General features: G+C 66.7%; 13 protein-coding genes. 4 read left to right on the top strand and 9 right to left on the bottom strand.

Annotated features, from left to right (window positions below):
• The first annotated feature begins 79 nt into the window (after positions 1-79).
• Both L107_RS01710 and L107_RS16975 read left to right on the top strand, forming a co-directional pair.
• A complete protein-coding gene (locus L107_RS01710) occupies positions 80-919 on the top strand; it encodes a hypothetical protein (RefSeq protein WP_159816164.1) in 840 nt (279 codons plus the stop codon).
• Entirely contained in the window at positions 916-1,617 is a 702-nt protein-coding gene (locus tag L107_RS16975) for an NADAR family protein (protein ID WP_159816163.1), read from the top strand. The genes L107_RS01710 and L107_RS16975 overlap by 4 nt, the downstream gene beginning before the upstream one ends.
• 278 nt (positions 1,618-1,895) lie before the next feature.
• On the opposite strand, the gene L107_RS01700 is transcribed toward L107_RS16975, so the two are convergent.
• The 3 genes from L107_RS01700 to L107_RS01690 form a co-directional block, all read right to left on the bottom strand.
• Positions 1,896-3,698: a bifunctional UDP-sugar hydrolase/5'-nucleotidase gene (locus tag L107_RS01700; RefSeq protein WP_159816162.1), complete on the bottom strand. Its 1,803-nt coding sequence runs from the start codon at positions 3,696-3,698 to the stop codon at positions 1,896-1,898.
• Between the two features lie 414 nt (positions 3,699-4,112).
• Positions 4,113-4,970, bottom strand: a complete 858-nt coding sequence (locus L107_RS01695; protein ID WP_159816161.1) for an NAD(P)-dependent oxidoreductase — start codon at positions 4,968-4,970, stop codon at positions 4,113-4,115.
• Between the two features lie 27 nt (positions 4,971-4,997).
• Positions 4,998-6,542 carry a hypothetical protein gene (locus tag L107_RS01690; protein WP_159816160.1) on the bottom strand — a complete coding sequence of 515 codons (1,545 nt, stop codon included), beginning with the start codon at positions 6,540-6,542 and terminating at the stop codon, positions 4,998-5,000.
• 51 nt (positions 6,543-6,593) lie between these two features.
• Between L107_RS01690 and L107_RS01685 the strand changes: the two genes are divergently transcribed.
• Both L107_RS01685 and L107_RS01680 read left to right on the top strand, forming a co-directional pair.
• Positions 6,594-7,280, top strand: a complete 687-nt coding sequence (locus L107_RS01685) for a TVP38/TMEM64 family protein (RefSeq protein ID WP_159816159.1) — start codon at positions 6,594-6,596, stop codon at positions 7,278-7,280.
• Positions 7,234-8,130 (top strand): class I SAM-dependent methyltransferase, encoded by an 897-nt coding sequence (locus tag L107_RS01680; protein WP_159816158.1) that lies wholly within the window; start codon positions 7,234-7,236, stop codon positions 8,128-8,130. The genes L107_RS01685 and L107_RS01680 overlap by 47 nt, the downstream gene beginning before the upstream one ends.
• On the opposite strand, the gene L107_RS01675 is transcribed toward L107_RS01680, so the two are convergent.
• The 6 genes from L107_RS01675 to L107_RS01650 all read right to left on the bottom strand — a co-directional run bounded on the left by L107_RS01675 (position 8,096) and on the right by L107_RS01650 (position 17,770).
• Positions 8,096-9,265 (bottom strand): HlyD family secretion protein, encoded by a 1,170-nt coding sequence (locus L107_RS01675; protein ID WP_159816157.1) that lies wholly within the window; start codon positions 9,263-9,265, stop codon positions 8,096-8,098. The genes L107_RS01680 and L107_RS01675 overlap by 35 nt on opposite strands.
• Positions 9,265-12,225, bottom strand: coding sequence for an ABC transporter transmembrane domain-containing protein (locus L107_RS01670; protein WP_159816156.1), 2,961 nt, complete (start codon positions 12,223-12,225; stop codon positions 9,265-9,267). Before L107_RS01670 ends, L107_RS01675 begins: the two co-directional genes overlap by 1 nt.
• Positions 12,222-13,031 (bottom strand): peptidylprolyl isomerase, encoded by an 810-nt coding sequence (locus L107_RS01665; RefSeq protein ID WP_159816155.1) that lies wholly within the window; start codon positions 13,029-13,031, stop codon positions 12,222-12,224. Before L107_RS01665 ends, L107_RS01670 begins: the two co-directional genes overlap by 4 nt.
• A 75-nt stretch (positions 13,032-13,106) precedes the next feature.
• On the bottom strand, positions 13,107-15,293 hold the full coding sequence (locus tag L107_RS01660; RefSeq protein ID WP_159816154.1) for a glycosyltransferase: 2,187 nt from the start codon (positions 15,291-15,293) through the stop codon (positions 13,107-13,109).
• Entirely contained in the window at positions 15,290-16,576 is a 1,287-nt protein-coding gene (locus tag L107_RS01655) for an HlyD family secretion protein (RefSeq protein ID WP_159816153.1), read from the bottom strand. Before L107_RS01655 ends, L107_RS01660 begins: the two co-directional genes overlap by 4 nt.
• 123 nt (positions 16,577-16,699) lie before the next feature.
• A complete protein-coding gene (locus L107_RS01650; RefSeq protein WP_159816152.1) occupies positions 16,700-17,770 on the bottom strand; it encodes an endo-1,4-beta-xylanase in 1,071 nt (356 codons plus the stop codon).
• Positions 17,771-17,826: the final 56 nt, after the last annotated feature.

Genomic DNA, 17,826 nt, shown 5'->3' with positions numbered 1-17,826 from the left:
TGTTCTGATTAACGAGATTGTAGATGCGGGGATTGTAGATGCAAATCTAGTCCTAGTCCCTCGGCGAATCTCATGTGACATGCAGCACGAGCCAATGGGGCATGTTGCCAAGGCAATAGAGCTGATGTCAGGTGGGCGGTTCAGGCTGAATAACTTCTTGCGTCGATCAAAGAGCACGCCTCCGCCGTCACGGACCAGCATTTTCGATCAGCAGCCGGATAGTGACCTCACCAAGGTCTTTTCAGGTGTTGATGAGATCATTCTTAGTGGCGTACCCCGTAAGATTAGTCGCTTTGCTGGAAATAGCAACTTCATAGAACGCCTTGACGAGTACGGTTTAGGGCGTAACCGAACAATCTCGGAAGACTACGGAACATTGACATGGCAGAACCCTCCTCCACCAGGTAGTGTTGTTGTTTTGTTGGATGACTCTGTAGGTCAAGGAACTTCGCTGTTTGCCGCTACCTTGGCTGTCCATCAGGCCGTTCCTGCTGCACATGTGAGTCCTCTGACATACTGGGCATTTGCCAACGCACCCCTTCACCCCAAAATGTCGTTGACGTCATCTAATCGCGTTGGTGATGTAATTCAGGCTGATGCAGAGCAGCTCGCCAACGCAGTTAACTCTCATTATGATATGGCGCGAGACTTCGTGCACAAAGCTGAGATATATGCGAAGCAAGCAGAGCGAGTGATGCGTGATGATCCGGTAGGCAACTGGCTTGGAGGCCTCTTACGCGGACAGTCAGATTATGATCAATACAAAGCACGTCAATTCTTAATGCGCTTTCTCCTTGATCTTCGCCAGAGAGAGATTGCAGTGAAGATCGCAGCATCTAATGTTGACTCAAGCAACAAAGCTTTTCACCAGCGTTTGCTTTATGAGCTTACTCATGATCCGGCCGGCTATAGACAATGAATCCAATCTTATTTGGCGGTGCGACCAACCGGAAACGCTATCCAGATGGGACCAACTTTTTCGGCAATGATTTCGAGGCAACGCTGATTCTAAGCAATTACGCGCCATTGGATAATCCAGTAATCTGGCGCGAAGTCCCTTTCCCGTCGGTCGAACAAGCTTATGTTGCCGCTAAGTTTAAGGATTTAGCGGTTGCCAAGTTTATAAGTGAACTACAGGAGCAGCTAGATCGCAGAGGTTTGCCTAACTCACCTGCTCAGCGTGCACGCACTTTAGGTCATTCTAGGTCTAGGAAGGCTTGGGTGGCAGCAGGTTGGCGCCAACCTCTGCCAGTCATGTTGGCCAACTGGGATCACTGTAAGGTCTCCATTATGGAAGATCTGGTTCGCCAAAAGTTCCAACGAAATCCTCGGATGGCCGAGGCACTTTTGGAAACTGGGGATCGCCCGCTTATTGAGCACACTACTGGATGGAACGATCCGTTTTGGGGGATGGTAGATCCTGTAGCTTGTCAGGCCAAGAATCCTCGTGCTGCCAGGATTGAATGCCTGCAAGGGAGTAACTATTTAGGCAGAATTCTCATGCGAGTACGTACAGAACTAGGATCTTGCCCGCCACAAGTTAAGCCAACTGAGAGACCATCACGCCTCGAGCAATCCTTGATTGAACAGCAACTTTCTCTTTGCGATTGCATTTAGACGCTAGTCTTCAGAGGCATTTCTTAGCACATAGCCCCCTCTGCCAGGAAAGGTGCCTCATCCTTCGAACGCTGCCCCTGAGTGGCAGGCACAAAGCTAACGAGATTGAAGTCGACTCGCCGGCGGCCTGTCCACTCCAGGGGCTTGTTGGCTAGACTACCTACTGCAGCTCATTTTGCGCCCTTGGCTGACTGAATCAGGGCCTCGGTGCTTGAACCAGCCATCTGTTCGAGACATCGTTTCTTGCTCACCGCTGCTATGCTCACCGACGGGAACCTTTAACCCATTTTGATTGCCCGCACCTCGGCAGCGCGCTCATCTGTGGGAATCACAGGTAACTCGCCCTTGACCATGACCGGCAAACGACGTAGATGGTCCATGATCGCTTGCCATTCCTTGATCTCGTAAGTCGCGTCTTTGCCTACCCCCTTGGCAATACTCTCCACATCCGTCGTTCCGGGCGGCGGCAGTAGGTACCCAGGATTCTGGCGTGGTAGCTCTAGTGCGTCCACTTTGGAAGTGAGGGGAGTGCCATCCTTCTTCTTAGGTACCAGCGCGAGTTTTCCCTTTGTGTACTTGGGAATGGCCACGATGATCGGTCCGAGCATCAGCGGGCAGCTCAGGCTGTAGAGACTTCCATCCTTTCCGCTGATGTCAATGGCTTTGTAGCCGCTGTCGAGGTCGCCCAGTTCGATGGCCGTTACGACGTCGAACCTGGGTCGCGTGATGTCGTAGCGAAAGCGCATGCCAGAGGCTCTGGGGAAATACTCTCCCGGATGGGCTGCGTTATCGATGAGCAGGAATTCCAGCAGGTTCTTGAGATCCTGGCCATTGAAGTATCCGGTCACCAACGAACTGCCTGGGGTTGGATCCACCACGCCCGAGCCAAGTGGTGCTACTGCGAACACGTCATAGACGGAGACGACACCCGTCTTCCCACGCAGAAGCCCGGCGCGCATCATGCCGTTGGCGGTGAAGCCAATGTCGGCCTTGGTGGCAGCACGGAACGAGTCGGTGACCAGATTCGCCAGCAGGGTGCCGGCAGCGATGTCTGTGAAGGTATTGGGCAGATCACGGGAGGCGATGGCCAGTGGCTGGTCAATGCTGTAGCCCCGTGAAGCGAACGCGGCTGCGCTGACCGACTCCTTGAGTTGATCGATCTCCTTCCCGATCCTCTGATCACCGAGGATGCTGTCATCAATGGGTAGGAGTCGGTAGGAAGTCACGGTCAGCTTGTTGCCATCCAGCTCTATCAGCAACTCGCCGAGATTGTTGCTTTCCTTCCCGGTCTGTACCACTGGCGTGCGGCCGTTCACGATGATCGGTTCCTTCAGCTCGGTGTGGCTGTGGCCGCTGATCACAACATCAATCCCAGGTACATCCTTGGCCAGTTGCACGTCTTCTCCAGTTACGTAGCGGCCATCTAGGCCTTTCTCCACGCCTCCATGGCTCAGCGCGATCACGACATCAACCTTTTCCGCCTCGCGCAGGATCTTCACCACCTCTCTTGCCGCCGTGGTGGGATCGGCAAAGCTCGTGGCCCCGCCACTGGTGTAGATCATGGCCTCTTTGCCAAGGACGCCAAAGATGCCGAAGCGAAGCCCGCCCCGCTCGATCACCTTGTAGCGGCGGATCACACCCTTGCGGGTCAGCGCCTGAAGGTCGGCCAGGCTGGGATCGCTGCCCAAGAAGTTTGTGTTCGCAGCGAGTATGGCTGGGATGGGGCCCGCCTTGACGGCGGCGCCGATGGAGCTGCCCAGGCCGGCTGGCCCGAGATCGAACTCGTGATTGCCGAAGGTGGTGGCGTCGTAGCCCATCTTTCCCATCAGATGCAATTCACCACCTGTCTCGCGCGTGGCGGCACTGAACGCCGTGCCCATGCTGTAGTCACCGGCATCCAGCACCAACACAGGCCCCTGACTCTTGCGCGCAGCGGTGCGCTGAGCGATCAGGCTGGCTAGCCGCGCATAGCCGCCACGGGTCGTGTCGTCGTTCAAGGTGAACGGGGTGTAATCCGCGGACGGACCCATGCCGATGAAACTCGCGTGCATGTCATTGGTATGCAGGATCGTGAACGTCATGGATCCAGCTTTCGCAGCACGTAGGAATTCTGGCAAAAAGACGGTGATACCGCCAATTGCCGAGGCTGCCAAGAACTTGCCGCGGGAAAACTTTCCAAGCGATCCCATTGTGATCGAGTGGATGTGCTTCCTTTTTATTGCCGGCAGGTAATTATTAGGTTTCACGGATGATTCATTTAAAAACTTATCTTTGAAGGGGCAGTCCGCGGTCCAGCCAACGCTTATTGGATGGTTTCCGAGAACCACGTCCTTGGAATACCTCGCTTCCGTGAACCACTGCGAGTCCGTAGGGGTAAGTCGTTCGATTGTCGCTGCATCGCATTCTGTCTCACATCGAGTTGTCCACCGTGAACAAGTGGTTCTCGGACCCGTGAACCACTTGTTCATTCTGATGCACAAGTCCCGTTCCCCCAGCTAAGCCCCCGCCGTCAGCCGGTGGAGCGCGCTGTAATCCAGCCCATCCAACCCGGCATCCGTCGCCCTCTCCAGCAGCACCGCCAACCCATCGAGGCCCGCCGTCTCCAGCCCCAGGCCCCGGGCCGCCTTCAGGAAGAGCAGCAGGTCCTTGCGCAGGTGGCCGGTGGGGAAGTTGGGGTTGGCGTAGTCGTCGGCCAGTTCCTTGGCCAGCTTCTTGTCGAAGGTGGGGGCGTACAGGGCACTGGCGCGCAGGATCGCCATGAAGGCCTCCACGTCCACCCCGGCTCGCTGCACCAGATGCAGGCTCAGGCTGAAGCTGTGGGTGAGGCTGGCGATCAGCTGGTTGAGGGCCAGCTTGGTGGTGAGCGCCGCCCCCACCGGGCCCAGCAGCCGCGGTTCACTGCCCAGAACCATCAGCACAGGCCGGGCCCGCTCCAGGGCCGCCGCCTCGCCGCCCACCATCAGTTGCAAGGTGCCGGCCAGGGCCTCCGGCCGGCTGCCCAGCACCGGCAGCTCCAGCAGCTCCGCGCCCCGCTCCGCCAGCGCGGCGGCCAGCTCCTGGCTTTCCTGGGGCGCGATCGTGGCCACCTGCAGCACCAGCCGGCCCGCCAGCGCCGCGCCGGCCTGCTCCAGCAGCACGGCGCCGGTGGTGGGGCCGTCGCTCAGCACTGTGATCACCAGATCTGAGGCGGCCACGGCCTCGGCCGGGGTGGCGGCCACCGTCGCCCCCAGGGCCTGCAGCGGCCCGCAGCGCTCCTGATGGCGGTTCCACACCGTGAGCCGGTTCCCGCTGGCCAGCAGCCGTTCGCCGATGGCCGCCCCCAGCAGGCCCGTGCCCAGCAGGCTGATCTCCATCGGCGCGGCCCTGCGGCGGCCGTCAACCTACCCGGCGTCCTCCCCGTTCTCCGCCAGCGGCTGCCAGGTCAGGGGCCCGAAGCGGGCCACCACGGCCCGCAGGCCATCGAGTTCGCGGCCGCTGCGGCCGCTGAAGCCCAGCACCACGCAGTCCTCGGGCACCGTCCAGTCGACCGGACGGTCGCCGGCATCGCCGCCGCCGCCGATGCGCTGGCCGTCGCTGCTGGTGAGGAACAGCCGATCCACCCGGGTGCCGCTGAGGCCCTCGATGCGCCGGATCGTCACGCCCTCCGCCAGCTCCAGCCGGCCCCGGTCGCCGCCGCCGCCGCCGCCATGGGCCTCCGGCTCGGGGGCGCTGTCCTCGCCGGCATAGCGCAGCCGGATCTGGTCCACCCGCGAGCCGGTGCGCAGCCCCACCTCCACCAGCCGCTGCCGCCGGCGGATCGCGTCGGCCCGCCCGGGGAAGGCGAAGGGGGCGCCGCCGTTGCCCCCCATGGGCAGCTCCTCGGCCAGGGTCACGTTCAGCTCGGGGCTCCCCGCCGCCAGGGACGGCAGCTCCGGCACCTCCAGGGGGCTGGCGGCGGCGGACCGGTAGGCGGCCCGGCAGGCGTCGATGGCGTGGCGATCGGCGGCGGCGGCGGCGCGCCGGTCGGCCAGCGTCGGGTCCGGCGTGACGCCATAGAGCCGGTACGTCTCCGCCACCCAGTCCATCTGGCGGAGCAGTCCCACCACCTGCTCACGACGCTCCAGCAGGCCGGCGCCCGGGGCGCCGCCGCTGAACAGCCGCCGGTTGGCGGCCACCGCCTCGAAGGCGGCCCCGATGGCCGGCACCGTCTCGTAGCCCCGGGTCCGCATCCCGATCAGCGCCGGCTGGTCCAGCGGCAGCCGGGCGAAGTCGTGGGCGAAAGGGATCAGGGAAGCGGCATCGGCCGGCGGCTGGACCCTGGTGCCCATCACCTGCATCCGGAAGCCGAGGTTCACCGCGGCGCTGCGGGCGACTGACGTCACCGTCTCCACCAGGGCGGGGTTCAGGCTCACGCCGCCGAGGCCCAGGTCGGCGTCGATCTGCCGCTCCACCAGGCGGGCCTGCTCCCGCGACTGGGCGTAGAAGGTGAACACCCCATGGCACTCCCCGCCCACCTCCGCCGCCGCCACGAAGCCATCGCCGTGCAGGGCCACGAAGGCCTCGAGTTCGGTGGCATCGGCCGGCACCGCCACCCCCTCCAGCAGCCGGGTCTGGTCCACCTCCAGCGCCGCGCTCACCTGCCGGGCCCAGACCACCAGCGACAGGCTGAAGGCGGTGGTCTTCAGGGCGTCGCGGAACGTCCGCTTGGCCCGCAGCAGGCTCAGGGGCCCCAGGCCCACCCCGATGGAACTGCCGTTGTGCAGCGATCGGACCAGCTCCTCGCTGCTGCGGCAGAGCTGCCAGCCCACCGTGCTGCCGCCGCCGGCCGCCAGCACCGTGCCGCCCACGGCCGCCTCGAGGGGTTCGCCCGGGTCGGCGACGCTGTGGCGCCCCCGGAACAGGGCCCCCCGGGCCACCTGCTGCGCCAGCTCCGACGGGTCAGCCATGGCGACACGGGCAGAGAACCCAAGCCTAGGCAGGGTCGATACGGTGGCCCCATGGACCCGCTCTGGTTGTCGGATCAGCTGCTGCCCTGGCTGCGTTCCCCGCTCGGGGCCGTGGCCTTCGTGCCCCTCTATGCCCTCTGGGTCACCCTGCTGCTGCCGGGGGTCTGGGCCTCGATGCTGGCCGGGGTGCTCTATGGCCCCGTGGGCGGCAGCGTGCTGGTGTTCGCCGGCGCCTGCCTGGGGGCCCAGACGGTGTTCCTGCTGGGGCGTGGCCGCTGGCGGGGCTGGGCCCGTCGCCGCCTGGCCGGAGCGCCGCGGCTGCAGGCGGTGGAGCGGGCCGTGTGCCACCAGGGCCTGGTGCTGGTGCTGCTCACCCGCCTGTCGCCGGCCTTCCCCTTCAGCCTGCTCAACCTCGCCTACGGCCTCAGCGAGGTGAGCCAGCGGGACTACGCGATCGGCCTGATCGGCATCCTCCCCGGCACCGTGCTGTTCTGCGCCCTGGGGGCGGCGGCCGGCGATCCGCGCCGCTTTTCGGCGCTGCTGGCCGGCCCGGCCGACGGGGCCACCTGGGCCCTGCGGCTGGCGGGGGCGGGTGCCACCCTGGCGGCGGTGCTGCTGGTGGGCCGCCAGGTGCGCCAGGCCCTGGAGGAACGCGGGGTAGCCTCCCCGGTTCCGATGCAGGCCAGCGATGGTGACGGCCGAGACTCCCCCACGCCCCAGAGCCGGCGCCTGCCCTAACTGCGGCGGCGACCACCTCACTTCGGTGCGCCGGGTGCGGGTCAGCAAGGCCCTGGTGGAGGCGGAACTCGCCCACTGCAGCGACTGCGACTTCCTGTTCCTGGCCGAGCCCACCTGGCTGGATGTGGCCTACGAGGACTCCTTCTACGGCGACACCGGCTACGTCGACCGCAACCTGCATGCCTCCCGCCTGCTGCGGCTGCTGCTGGTGATCGGCCGGCTGGGCCGCTTCGGCGCCAGCGAGCCGGGCTGCGACCTGGGCACCGGCCTGGGCATGCTGCCGCGCCTGCTGCGCGACCACGGCTTCGATTTCCACGGCACCGACGCCTATGCGGCCATGGAGCTGATCCGCCCCTTCTGCGGCCCCCCCGGCGCTGGGGCGATCGGCTGCAAGACCGCCTTCGAGGTGATCGAGCATGTGCCCTCCACCCCCGACTTCCTGCGCGACGAGGTGGGGGCCACGCCCCTGTTCGTCTTCTCCACCCTGATGCGGCGGGAGGGGGAGATCCCCGGGCCGGACTGGTGGTACTACGCCTTTGGCAACGGCCAGCACATCAGCTTCCACAGCCGCCGCAGCTTCGCGGTGGCCATGGGGCGGGCGGGGATGGATCCCTCCTGGCTGGTGACCATCGACGGCCCCGTGCACCCCCGGGCCCTGCATCTGATCGCCCCTTCCGCCCGCTGGCGGCGGGCCTTCCGGGTGGCCGGCGCTCTGGTGAACCGGGGCCTCGACGGTCTGCTGCTGCCGTGGCTGGAGCCCCTGGTGGGGCTGCGCCCGCGGATCATCCCCGACCACTACATCGCCATGGAGCGGCTCAGATCTGCCGCAGAGCGTCAGCCTTGTCCTTGAAGTCGCTGAGCAGCAGCTGCAGGTACGTCACCTTGCGCAGCTTGACGTTGGCGGTGAGGGACATGCCCACCTGCAGCGGCAGCACCTTGCCGCTCTTGAGCTTCAGCTGCTGGGAATTGAGCCGGATGTCCACCGGAAAGCGGTAGAAGTTGTTCATTTGATCCGGCGGCAGGGCATCGGAGCCGATGCGCCGCACCGTGCCCTGCAGCACGCCGAAATCGGTGGCCGGGAACGAATCGATGCTGATGTCGGCGGCCTTGCCCACGGAGACGAAACCGATCTCCCGGCTGGGCACCTCCACCCGCGCCTCCAGCTTGTCGAAGGGCACCACCTTCATCACCGGTTCGCTGGTCTGGGCGACGAAGCCGCGGGAGCGGGGTTTGAGCTCGAACACCACCCCCGCCTCGGGGGCCGTGATCGCCTGGTAGCGGATGTTGACGTTGAGCTCGGTCAGCTTGCTGCGCAGGTCGGCCAGCTCGCTCTGGATCTCGCGGACGCCCTGCTGCAGGATCGCCTGCTGGCGCAGCCGGTCGACCCGGGTCTCCTCCAGCTTGCCCTGCACCTCCTGCACCTTGTTGCGCTGGGAGAGGTACTGGAGCTCGGCGGTGGCGCCCTCCCTGTTGAGGGTCTCGAGGCGGCCGAGCACGTCCTTCTCCAGGATCAGGCTCTGGCGCAGCACCCGCTGCTCGGTGTCGTTGAACTGCAGGTAGCGCTCCAGCTCCACCTTCTTCAGGCGCAGCTGCTGCTCCTTGTACCGGATGGTCTGCTGCAGGCTGCGGCGGCGGTCAAGGGTGGCCTCGGTGTCGAGGCGCAGCAGCACCTGGCCCTTCTCCACCCGCTCGCCCTCCTTCACCATCACCTCCTCCACCACGCCGCCGACCGGCATCTGGATGTCCTTGACCACCCCCAGGGGTTCGAGCTTGCCCGGGGCGGTGACGATCTCCTCGGTCTGGGCGAAGGCCAGCCAGCCGAGGCCGAACAGGGTGACCCCCATCAGGGTCCAGGTGATCGAGCGGGCCCAGAAGCGGGACTGCTGCAGCACCACGTCGTCGCTGTCGGTGTGGATGCTGCGCTCGAGGCCGTTCTGGGCCCGGCGCAGCAGGCCGGCCGGTGTGGGCAGCGGGGGACGTGCCATCAGCCCGCCTCCTGCTGGCGATAGAGCGCGAAATAACGTCCCTTCAGGGCCATCAGTTCCTCATGGGTGCCGGTCTCGACGATGGCGCCCTGGTGCATCATCACGATCAGGTCGGCGCGGCGGATGGTGGAGAGGCGGTGGGTGATGAAGAACACGGTGCTCTGGCTCATCGCCTCCCGCAGGTTGTCGCACACCTGGCGTTCGGTGTCGTAGTCGAGGGCGCTGGTGGCCTCGTCCATCACCAGCAGCTGGGGCTGGCTCAGCAGGGTGCGGGCGATGGCGATGCGCTGGCGCTGCCCACCCGAAAGGGAAGCGCCCCGCTCCCCCAGCTGGGTGCTGTACCCGGCGGAGAGTTCCATGATGAAGTCATGGGCGCCGGCGATGCGGGCGGCCTCGACGATGGCATCGCTGGGGGCCTCCGGGTTGGTGAGGGCGATGTTCTCGCTGATGGTGCCGGAGAAGAGCAGGGGGTCCTGGGGCACGATGCCGACCTGGCGCCGCAGGGAATAGAGCTCCACCTTGTCGATGTCGTAGCCGTCCACGAGGATGCGCCCCTTGCTGGGGGCATAGAGGCGCGGCAGCAGCTTCATCAGGGTGCTCTTGCCGCTGCCGCTCTGGCCCACGATCCCGGTGAAGGTGCCCGGGGGCACATGCAGCGTCACGTTGGCGAGCACCTCCGGCCCGCCCGGGTTGAAGCGGAAGCTGAGGTTCTCGAACACCACGTCGCCCTTCACCGGCGGCAGGGGGATGTGGCCCCGGTCGGCTTCGCTGGATTCCTCCGGGGTGTCGACCACGTCGGCCAGGCGCTCGAACGACACCCGCAGCTCCTGGATGTTCTGCCAGATGGAGGAGAGCCGCAGCAGGGGCTGGGTGACGTAGCCGCTGATGATCCGGAAGGCGATCAGCTGGCCCAGGGTGAGCTCCCCCTTGAGCACCAGGGTGGCCCCCACCCAGAGCACCAGCAGCTGGGAGAGCTTCTGCAGCACCGAGCTGGTCTCGTTGAGGAAGGTGCCGGTGATCGTCTTCTCGAAGGTGCGGGAGATGTACTTGGCGTAGAGCTCCTGCCACTTCCAGCGGCTCACCATCTCCACGTTCTGGGCCTTCACCGTCTGGATGCCCGTGAGCACCTCCACCAGGTGGCTCTGGGTGCGGGCGTTCTCCTCGGCCGCCTGGCGGTACTGGCGCCGGAACAGGGGTGCCCCCAGCAGGGTGAGCCCCACCTGGATCGGCAGCACCGCCAGGGCGATGATCGTCAGCAGCCAGCTGTAGATCGCCATCACGATGATGTAGATCACCGAGAAGGCCGCATCCAGCAGGGTGATCAGGGCCTGGCCCGTGAGGAAGTTGCGGATCTTCTCCAGCTCGGCGATGCGGGTGCCCAGCTCGCCGACCGGGCGCTTGTCGAAGTAGCCGAGCGGCAGCCGCAGCAGGTGGTCGATCACCTCGGCGCCGAGGCGCAGGTCGATGCGGTTGGTGGTGTCGGTGAACAGGAAGGTGCGCAGCGAGCCGATCACCCCCTCCATCAGGGTGACCACCACCAGGGCCATGCCGAGGATCTGCAGCGTGTCGAGGCTGCGCTGGGAGATCACCTTGTCGATGATCACCTGGATCAGCAGGGGGTTGGCCAGGCTGAACAGCTGGACCACGAAGGAGGCCAGCAGCACCTGGAGCAACATGCCCCGGTAGCGCTTCAGGGCCGGCCAGAACCAGCCCGGACCGAAGGTCTGCTCCGGAGTGTCGATGCTGCGCTCCAGCAGCAGCAGCTCCAGACCCTCCGGGTACTGCTCGGCGATCTGGGCGGGGCTCAGCTGCACCCAACCCTCCGCCGGCGAGGCCAGCCGCAGGCCGGCGGCGTTGCTGGCGGTGGCGATGGCGAAGCCCTGCTTCCATGGCACCAGGCAGGGGGTGATCAGCCGGGTGGCCGAGGCCGCCGGCACCTTGGCACCCGTGACCAGCAGGCCGAGCATGGCGGCGATCTGGCCGCACAGCTGCAGATCCGGCGGCTGGCCGCGGCGCATCTTGTCGCGCAGGATCTTGTCCACCGCGTCGCGGCGGTACGGCAGCTCCAGCAGCTTGCCCAGCATCTGGAAGCAGGCCAGGGTCTCCTCCAGCGGCCCGCTGCCCCGCACCAGGGTGAGGCCCCGGTCGCTGCGGTCCTGGCCCAGATCGAGGCTGCTGATCTGGGGGCTGCCGGCCGGGCCGGCTTCGGACGCCAGCGGGCCGGCCGCGCCCCCGGTGGCGGCGGTGGCGCCACTGGTGGCGACCCGCTCTTCGGTGGCGGGAGCGGCCTCGGTGAGGGCCACCAGGCGCAGCGGCAGGGGGGGACGGGGCTGGGGCAGGGGTTCGGCAGGGTTCAGCACCGAGCCGATCGCCAGGCCGGGAACGTTGGCGCTGGCCAGCAGCAGTTCCTCCCCCTCCGACAGGGCGACGGCCCCATCGGCCTCCGGCAGCACCGCCCGTGCCCGCGGACCCAGGCGTTCGAGCTTCTCCCGCCAGAGGGAGGGCTCGAAGCGGCCCGCGGCGGCCCCCTCCCGCCGCAGCAGCAGCTGATGCAGCTCCGCCGTCCACAGGTGGCGGCCACACCACTGGCGCAGCCCGTTTTCGGCCAGCAGCAGCTCCAGCATCACCGTGTCCGGGATCGCCGTCGCCAGCAGATCGGAGGCGGCACTCACCGGCTCGATCCCCTCCGCCCGCAGCAGCGACACCAGACCCACGACAGCGCCGGGTCCGAGCCGCTCCAGGGTGAAGGGCCGGCCGTCCCGTTCCGCCAGCAGGCGGGCCTCCCCCTCAAGGATCACCAGCACCCGGTCGCCGATGCTGCCGGCGCTGCTGAGGTCTTCGCCGACGCGGAAACGGCAGGGCCGGGCCTCCGCCAGCAGCCGCTCCCGTCCGGCGGCGGAGAGGCCGTCGAAGGGCGGCAGGGTGAGCCAGTCGGTGCGCCCGGGCACGGTGGAGGTCATCGCCCCTGCCCCGGACGCAACCGCAGGGCCACTTCCTGATCCACCCATTCCTCGAACAGTTCCCGCGCCATCCGTTTCTGCATGGCGTCGTCGAAGCTGGCGGAGCGCAGCGTCTCCAGCCGCACCACCAGCCACCAGCGGTCAATGCGCAGGGGTGGGTGCAGCTGGCCCGGGCGGCTGGTGCGCAGCAGTTCGGCCAGGGAGGGATGGGCCTGCAGCAGCGGCACCGGACCCACCACCCCCCGGGTGGAGCGCTCGGGCCCCTTGGCGTAGGTGGCCGCCAGCTCGGCGAAATCGGCTTCGCCCTCGGCGATGCGCAGGTAGAGCTCCCGGGCCAGGGCCCCGTCCTCCACCCGCAGCAGGCTGTAGATCACCTGGTCGAGCTGGTTCTTGCGGGCCAGGTAACGCTGCTCGGCCCGGTGCAGGAAATGCTCCTGGCAGTGGCGCTCGATCCTGGCCGGCAGCTCCGCCTGCCAGAGCACATCGGCCTCCGTCAGCTCGTGGCGTTGCAGGTGGGCCCGCAGGTCGTCGGCGGAGCGAAGGCCGTGGCTCGCCCCCCACTCCTGCTGGGCCTTCTGCCGCTCCTCCTCCGTCAGGGTCACCGCGGCCACCGCCGTGGCGATCACCGACTGGCGCAGCAGGGGGATCAGCAGCTGGTGGCGGGCCAGCTGGCGCCGCAGCTCCCCGGGGATCTCGGGCAGCGGTTCGGCCCGCACCACCAGCGGCGGTCCGGGGGGACGTGCGGGCGGATCGAGGCTGATGTCGTGGTCCAAGGAAGGGGCGACGGCCACGGGATCGGCTGACATCCGGCCATTCTGGGGCTGAAGCCCCGATTCAAGATGGATCTGCGGCCGGATCGACGCGGGTTGACGGGCCGGGGGTCAGGAGCGCCGCACAATCGGTTCGGCGCGCACCACGCTGCCCAGCAGCAGGAACAGGGCCTCGATGCTGCCCACCCGCGTCACCTTCTGGAACCAGGCATTCTCCCCGTAGATCAGCTGAATCAGGGCGGCCTCCGTTTCCTGGGCGGGCATCTGGAAGCTGAGCCCCAGCAGCGGCAGCTGGCGCCGTCGGCCCGAGCGCATCAGACGCACCGGCAGTTCCAGCCTGTACTGGGGCACCCGCAGCAGCCCCTCCGTCTCCGGGCCGGTGGGGGCGGCGGTGTTGAGCACCAGGCTCGCCCCCTGCTCGGACACGTCGTTGGTGGTGCCCCAGTACTCCTTGCCCCCCAGCTCCAGGCAGGCCGCCAGTTCCAGGGGGAAGCGGTCGGCCTGGCGGCGCACCGGTTTGTCGATGCAGGCCAGCAGACAGATGAACATCAGCAGGCCGTTGTAGAGGTTCCAGCCCACCATCAGGCCTTCCCCCTCGAAGACGGATCGGGACCAGCGGATGTCCACCAGCGGCAGGCCGTAGTTCAACACCAGCACCCCCACGAACAGCACGAGATAGGTGAGGAAGGGCCAGGCGAAACGCAGATCCAGGGTCTGTTTCTGGCTGGTGACGTCCTTGTTGGTCACCAGGCTGCCCACGGAGCGGAACGGCCGGAACAGAATCTGGGAGAGCCTCCTCAGGGCCGGGAAGCAGAACAGGGCTTCATAGACCTCCGTCCAGAAATGGAAGTAGTGGCCGTTGGTCTGCCAGGAAGGCAGGAAATACAGCAGGATCACGAACGGCAGGCCGTAGGCCAGATACTCCACCGGTGGAGCGGCGATCAGGGTGAAGCCGATCAGCATCGACAGCAGCGGGAAAATGATGTAAACGGCGCGAAACAGGGGCGTCAGCAGGCTGAGCAGGAGGTTGAGGTAAAACACCTTCTGCCAGAAATCCAGCGTCTTCCAGATCGGCAGCTGTTTCGGGGAGGTGAAGATCTGCACGTTGCCCTGCATCCAGCGCAGCCGCTGCTCGAGGTAATCGCGGAACGTGCGGGGCACTTCCCCCAGGCTCAGCACCTCATCGAGGTAGATCATGCGCCAGCCACGGGTGAGCAGGCGGGTGCCGGTCTGGCTGTCTTCGACGATGCAGTGGGTGACATAGCCGCCGATGGCCTCCAGGGCCGAACGCCGGGCCAGGTAGGAGGTGCCGCAGCAGACCACGGCATTGAAGGGATCCCGGATCACCTGGACGTAATGGAAGAAGTAGTCCATGTCGTCCGGCACCAGCACATCCAGCCCGAGGTTGCGATTGTGGAAATCGGAGTTGAAGTAGTGCTGCGGCGTCTGCACCAGGGCCACCTCGGGATCCTGGAAGAACCCCACCGTGCGATCGAGGAAGCGGCTGAAGGGAATGAAATCGCAATCGAAGACGGCGATCAGCTCCCCCTTGGAATGGGCCAGGGCGTAGTTGAGGTTGCCGGCCTTGCGGTGCAGGTTGTCGGGCCGGCTCAGGTACTGCACCCCCAGCTCAGCGGCCAGGGCGGCAATGGCGGGCCGGTGGCCATCGTCCAGCACGTAGATGGTCTTGTTGGCGTACTGGATGTTGCGGCAGGCCAGGACGCAGCGTCGGATCAGGCGCTCGGATTCGTTGTAGGTGGGAATCCAGAGGTCCACACTGGGCTGCTGCTCCCTGGCCCAGGCCAGCAGCTGGTCCGCCTGGCGCCGCCGTTGCTGGGGCCGGTAGCGGAGGGAGGGGTAGAACTGCAGCGCCGATGTCAGCAGGTAGGTGACCTCGCAGAGGAAGAAGACGAGGCTGAAGAACAGGCTGACCGGGTGGGCCGTGTTGATGGTGGTGGCGCGCCAGATGAAGTAGCGGACCGTGAACAACGACAGCAGCACATTCACCAGCAGATAGCTGGAGGGACGCCGGGGCAGCAGGTTCACCCCCAGGCAGATCCCCATGGCCAGGGCCAGGGGCAGCAGCACGTCGATCCACACATCCCGCACCTGCCAGAGCTCGGGCAGGACCCGGAAGCTCAGGGGATTGAGCAGCCCGATGGCCACCACGGACACCTGCAGGTTGGCCAGCAGCACCGCCAGCACCAGGCACCCCGCCGACAGCAGCAGCACCATCCAGACCCAGGGCGAGATCCGCGAGCGGCCCTGGGAATCCGAAAACGCATGCAGGAACTTCATCGCTGGAAGCTGACCTTCGCCGTGAACCCCACGTAGCAGAACTCCCCCGGCGGCGCCGGAAAGTCGTTGAGGATGCGGATCTTCACCTCGCTTTCCCGGGCCAGGTTGATCGGCACCGGCGTGGGGGCCTCCTCCCCCAGCTGGGTGCGGCCGATGCCGGAGCGGATCCCCACCACCTCACCGCGCAGCTTGTCCCGGCTGCCCACCAGCTCGATCCTGGCCTTGCTGCCCAGGCGGATCCGGTTGAGGTCGTTCTCCGCCACCGTGGTGGTGAGCCAGCGCTGGCTGCAGTCGATCATCTGGATCACCGACTGCATCGCATCGACGGAGTCGCCCCGCTGCGCCCCCAGCTGCCAGATCACCGCCTTGCGGGGGCTGATCAGGCGGGCGCTGCTGCGCTCCTGCCATTCCTTGCGGGCCACGGCCACCTGCTGCTCCAGGCCACTCACCTGGAACGCCTGGGTGCGCACATCCCCTTCGGCGTTCTCCAGGGCGATGGTGGCCTCCTGAAGCCGCACCACCGGATCGGAGTTGCTGCGGTTGTTGCGCAGGGTCAGTTCGTTGCGGGAGGCCTCCAGCACCGCCGCCTGGCCGGCCAGCTGGGCCTCCAGACCCCGCACCTCCCGGGCCCGCTGCAGCTCGGTGGTGCGGGCCCGGTCGACCACGTTGGCGGCCACGGCACCGGCCCGGAACAGCTCCTCCTGGCGCTGGGTTTCCCTCTGGGCGAAGGCCAGTTCCTTGCGGGCGCGATCGAGGGCGAAACCGAGGCTGTCCCGGTCGCCCTGGTCGCGTGCCACCTCCAGGTTGCGCTGCTGGCGGGCGTCCTGGCTGAGCCGCTCCACGAGCTTCCGGCGCAGGTCACGGCGGGTGCGCAGTTCCTGCAGGCGGCCCCGGGCCGTCTCCAGTTCGGTCTCGAGGGCCGAAAGGGTGTCCCGGGAGGCCCTGGGGTTGACGATGATCGCCAGGGTCTGGCCGGGGCGGACCTCCACCCCGGTGCCCACGTTGAGGCTTTCCAGGGTGCCGGTGACCGGACTCCGCAGCACGATCGGGGTGGCATTGATGACCGCATCGCGGGAGCGGGCGGTGAAGAAGTTGATCACGATGGCCAGGGCCGTGATCAGCAGGCCCGCCGAAATCAGCAGGATGGTGAGATCGGCCCTGCGGGAGCTGGGGATCGCCTCATCGTCATCCGTCGCGGCGATGTCAGGGGCGGTGACATCCAGGGCCTGACCGGCCGGGCCGGCGGAGTCAGGCTCACTTGCGCCCGCGGCGGATGGGGGCATTCCGACGTTGGATGAACGAATTTCCATTCTACTAGGAGCGAATTTTTTTGCTTGGGTAAGCCCTATCGACAACTCGGGAATCTGTCATCTGCCAGCTCTGCTTGGATCGCCCATCTGAGCCCCTCAACGCTTGTCGAGGGCCGCCTGAATCGTGGCGGTCGCCGCTTTGGGTCGGTTGTCTTCATCGAAGGGCAGGGGCCGCTGGGGCAGACCGTCTGCCCGGGGCATGAAGGCATTCAGCCAGGTGGTGCGATCACTCAATCCCCAGGTGGTGATCAGTTTCAGCCGCGGTTCCGGCAGGACCGCCGCCAGGAAGGCGCCGTACACGGCCGCCACGGCCCGGTCCCGCTCCGGGATGGCCGCCGGCAGTTCCCGGTCGTTGACGTCCAGTTCGGTCACGAGGATGTCTAGGTCCAGGGCCGCCAGCTCCTTGAGGAAGGCGGGCAGGGTGCGGAAGGTGGTCGGCCCGCTGCCGTTGGCATAGAGATGGGCCTGCAGGCCCACGGCGTTGAGCGGGACGCCGCGCTGCCGCAGTTGCCTCAGGAGCTTCAGGAAGGCCTGCCGTTTGCGCGCCGTCTTGGCGTCATCGCCCTCCAGCCCGTACTCGTTGATCACCAGGGCCGCCTTCGGGTCGGCCCGGTGGGCCAGGGTCAGCGCCCGGGCGATGTAGTCGGGGCCCAGCCGCTCCAGCCAGAGGCTGCGGCGCAGGCCCGAACCGTCGTCGGCGATCGGCTCGTTCACCACGTCCCACGACGGCAGCTGGCCGCGGTAGTGGCCCACCACGGTGCCGATGTAGGTCGCCATGGCCCGATCCAGCTCCGCCGGGGAGAGGGCCTTCACCCAGGCCGGCAGCTGCTCGTGCCACACCAGGGTGTGGCCCCGCATCGCCAGCCCCTGCCCGCGGGCGAAGGCCAGCAGCCGGTCCGGGGCGCTGAAATCGAAGCGCCCGGGCGTGGCCTCCACCCCATCCCACTTCAGCTCCGATTCGGGCACGATCAGGCCGCTCTGCTCGCTCACCAGGCGGCGCAGGCCCGGATCCCGCAGCTGGTCATTGGTGACGGCGGTGCCCCAGCGCAGCCCGCGCGCCGCCGCCAGCCCCTGCAGGGTCGGGGCCGCCCCCGGCGGCAGGGCCCGGGCCACGCTCCAGCCCAAGGCCGCCACCACGGCGATCACGATCAGTTGCCGTCGTCGCATGGGCACGGACAGGGGCACCACCGTCACTCTGGCCGTCCGCCCCGGCGCCGTCATCC

Source organism: Cyanobium sp. Copco_Reservoir_LC18, from assembly GCF_009834675.1.
GTDB classification, from domain to species: Bacteria; Cyanobacteriota; Cyanobacteriia; order PCC-6307; family Cyanobiaceae; genus Cyanobium; species Cyanobium minutissimum.
The sequence above is the reverse complement of the archived record's forward strand: the minus strand, read 5'-3'. Positions and strand labels throughout refer to the sequence as shown.

Bases quoted from the DNA above. Each gene is read 5' to 3' on its own strand.
- L107_RS01710 (WP_159816164.1), top strand. From the start codon at position 80: ATGCAGCACGAGCCAATGGGGCATGTTGCCAAGGCAATAGAGCTGATG.
- L107_RS16975 (WP_159816163.1), top strand. From the start codon at position 916: ATGAATCCAATCTTATTTGGCGGTGCGACCAACCGGAAACGCTATCCA.
- L107_RS01700 (WP_159816162.1), bottom strand. From the start codon at position 3,698: ATGACGTTCACGATCCTGCATACCAATGACATGCACGCGAGTTTCATC.
- L107_RS01695 (WP_159816161.1), bottom strand. From the start codon at position 4,970: ATGGAGATCAGCCTGCTGGGCACGGGCCTGCTGGGGGCGGCCATCGGC.
- L107_RS01690 (WP_159816160.1), bottom strand. From the start codon at position 6,542: ATGGCTGACCCGTCGGAGCTGGCGCAGCAGGTGGCCCGGGGGGCCCTG.
- L107_RS01685 (WP_159816159.1), top strand. From the start codon at position 6,594: ATGGACCCGCTCTGGTTGTCGGATCAGCTGCTGCCCTGGCTGCGTTCC.
- L107_RS01675 (WP_159816157.1), bottom strand. From the start codon at position 9,265: ATGGCACGTCCCCCGCTGCCCACACCGGCCGGCCTGCTGCGCCGGGCC.
- L107_RS01670 (WP_159816156.1), bottom strand. From the start codon at position 12,225: ATGACCTCCACCGTGCCCGGGCGCACCGACTGGCTCACCCTGCCGCCC.
- L107_RS01665 (WP_159816155.1), bottom strand. From the start codon at position 13,031: ATGTCAGCCGATCCCGTGGCCGTCGCCCCTTCCTTGGACCACGACATC.
- L107_RS01660 (WP_159816154.1), bottom strand. From the start codon at position 15,293: ATGAAGTTCCTGCATGCGTTTTCGGATTCCCAGGGCCGCTCGCGGATC.
- L107_RS01655 (WP_159816153.1), bottom strand. From the start codon at position 16,576: ATGCCCCCATCCGCCGCGGGCGCAAGTGAGCCTGACTCCGCCGGCCCG.
- L107_RS01650 (WP_159816152.1), bottom strand. From the start codon at position 17,770: ATGCGACGACGGCAACTGATCGTGATCGCCGTGGTGGCGGCCTTGGGC.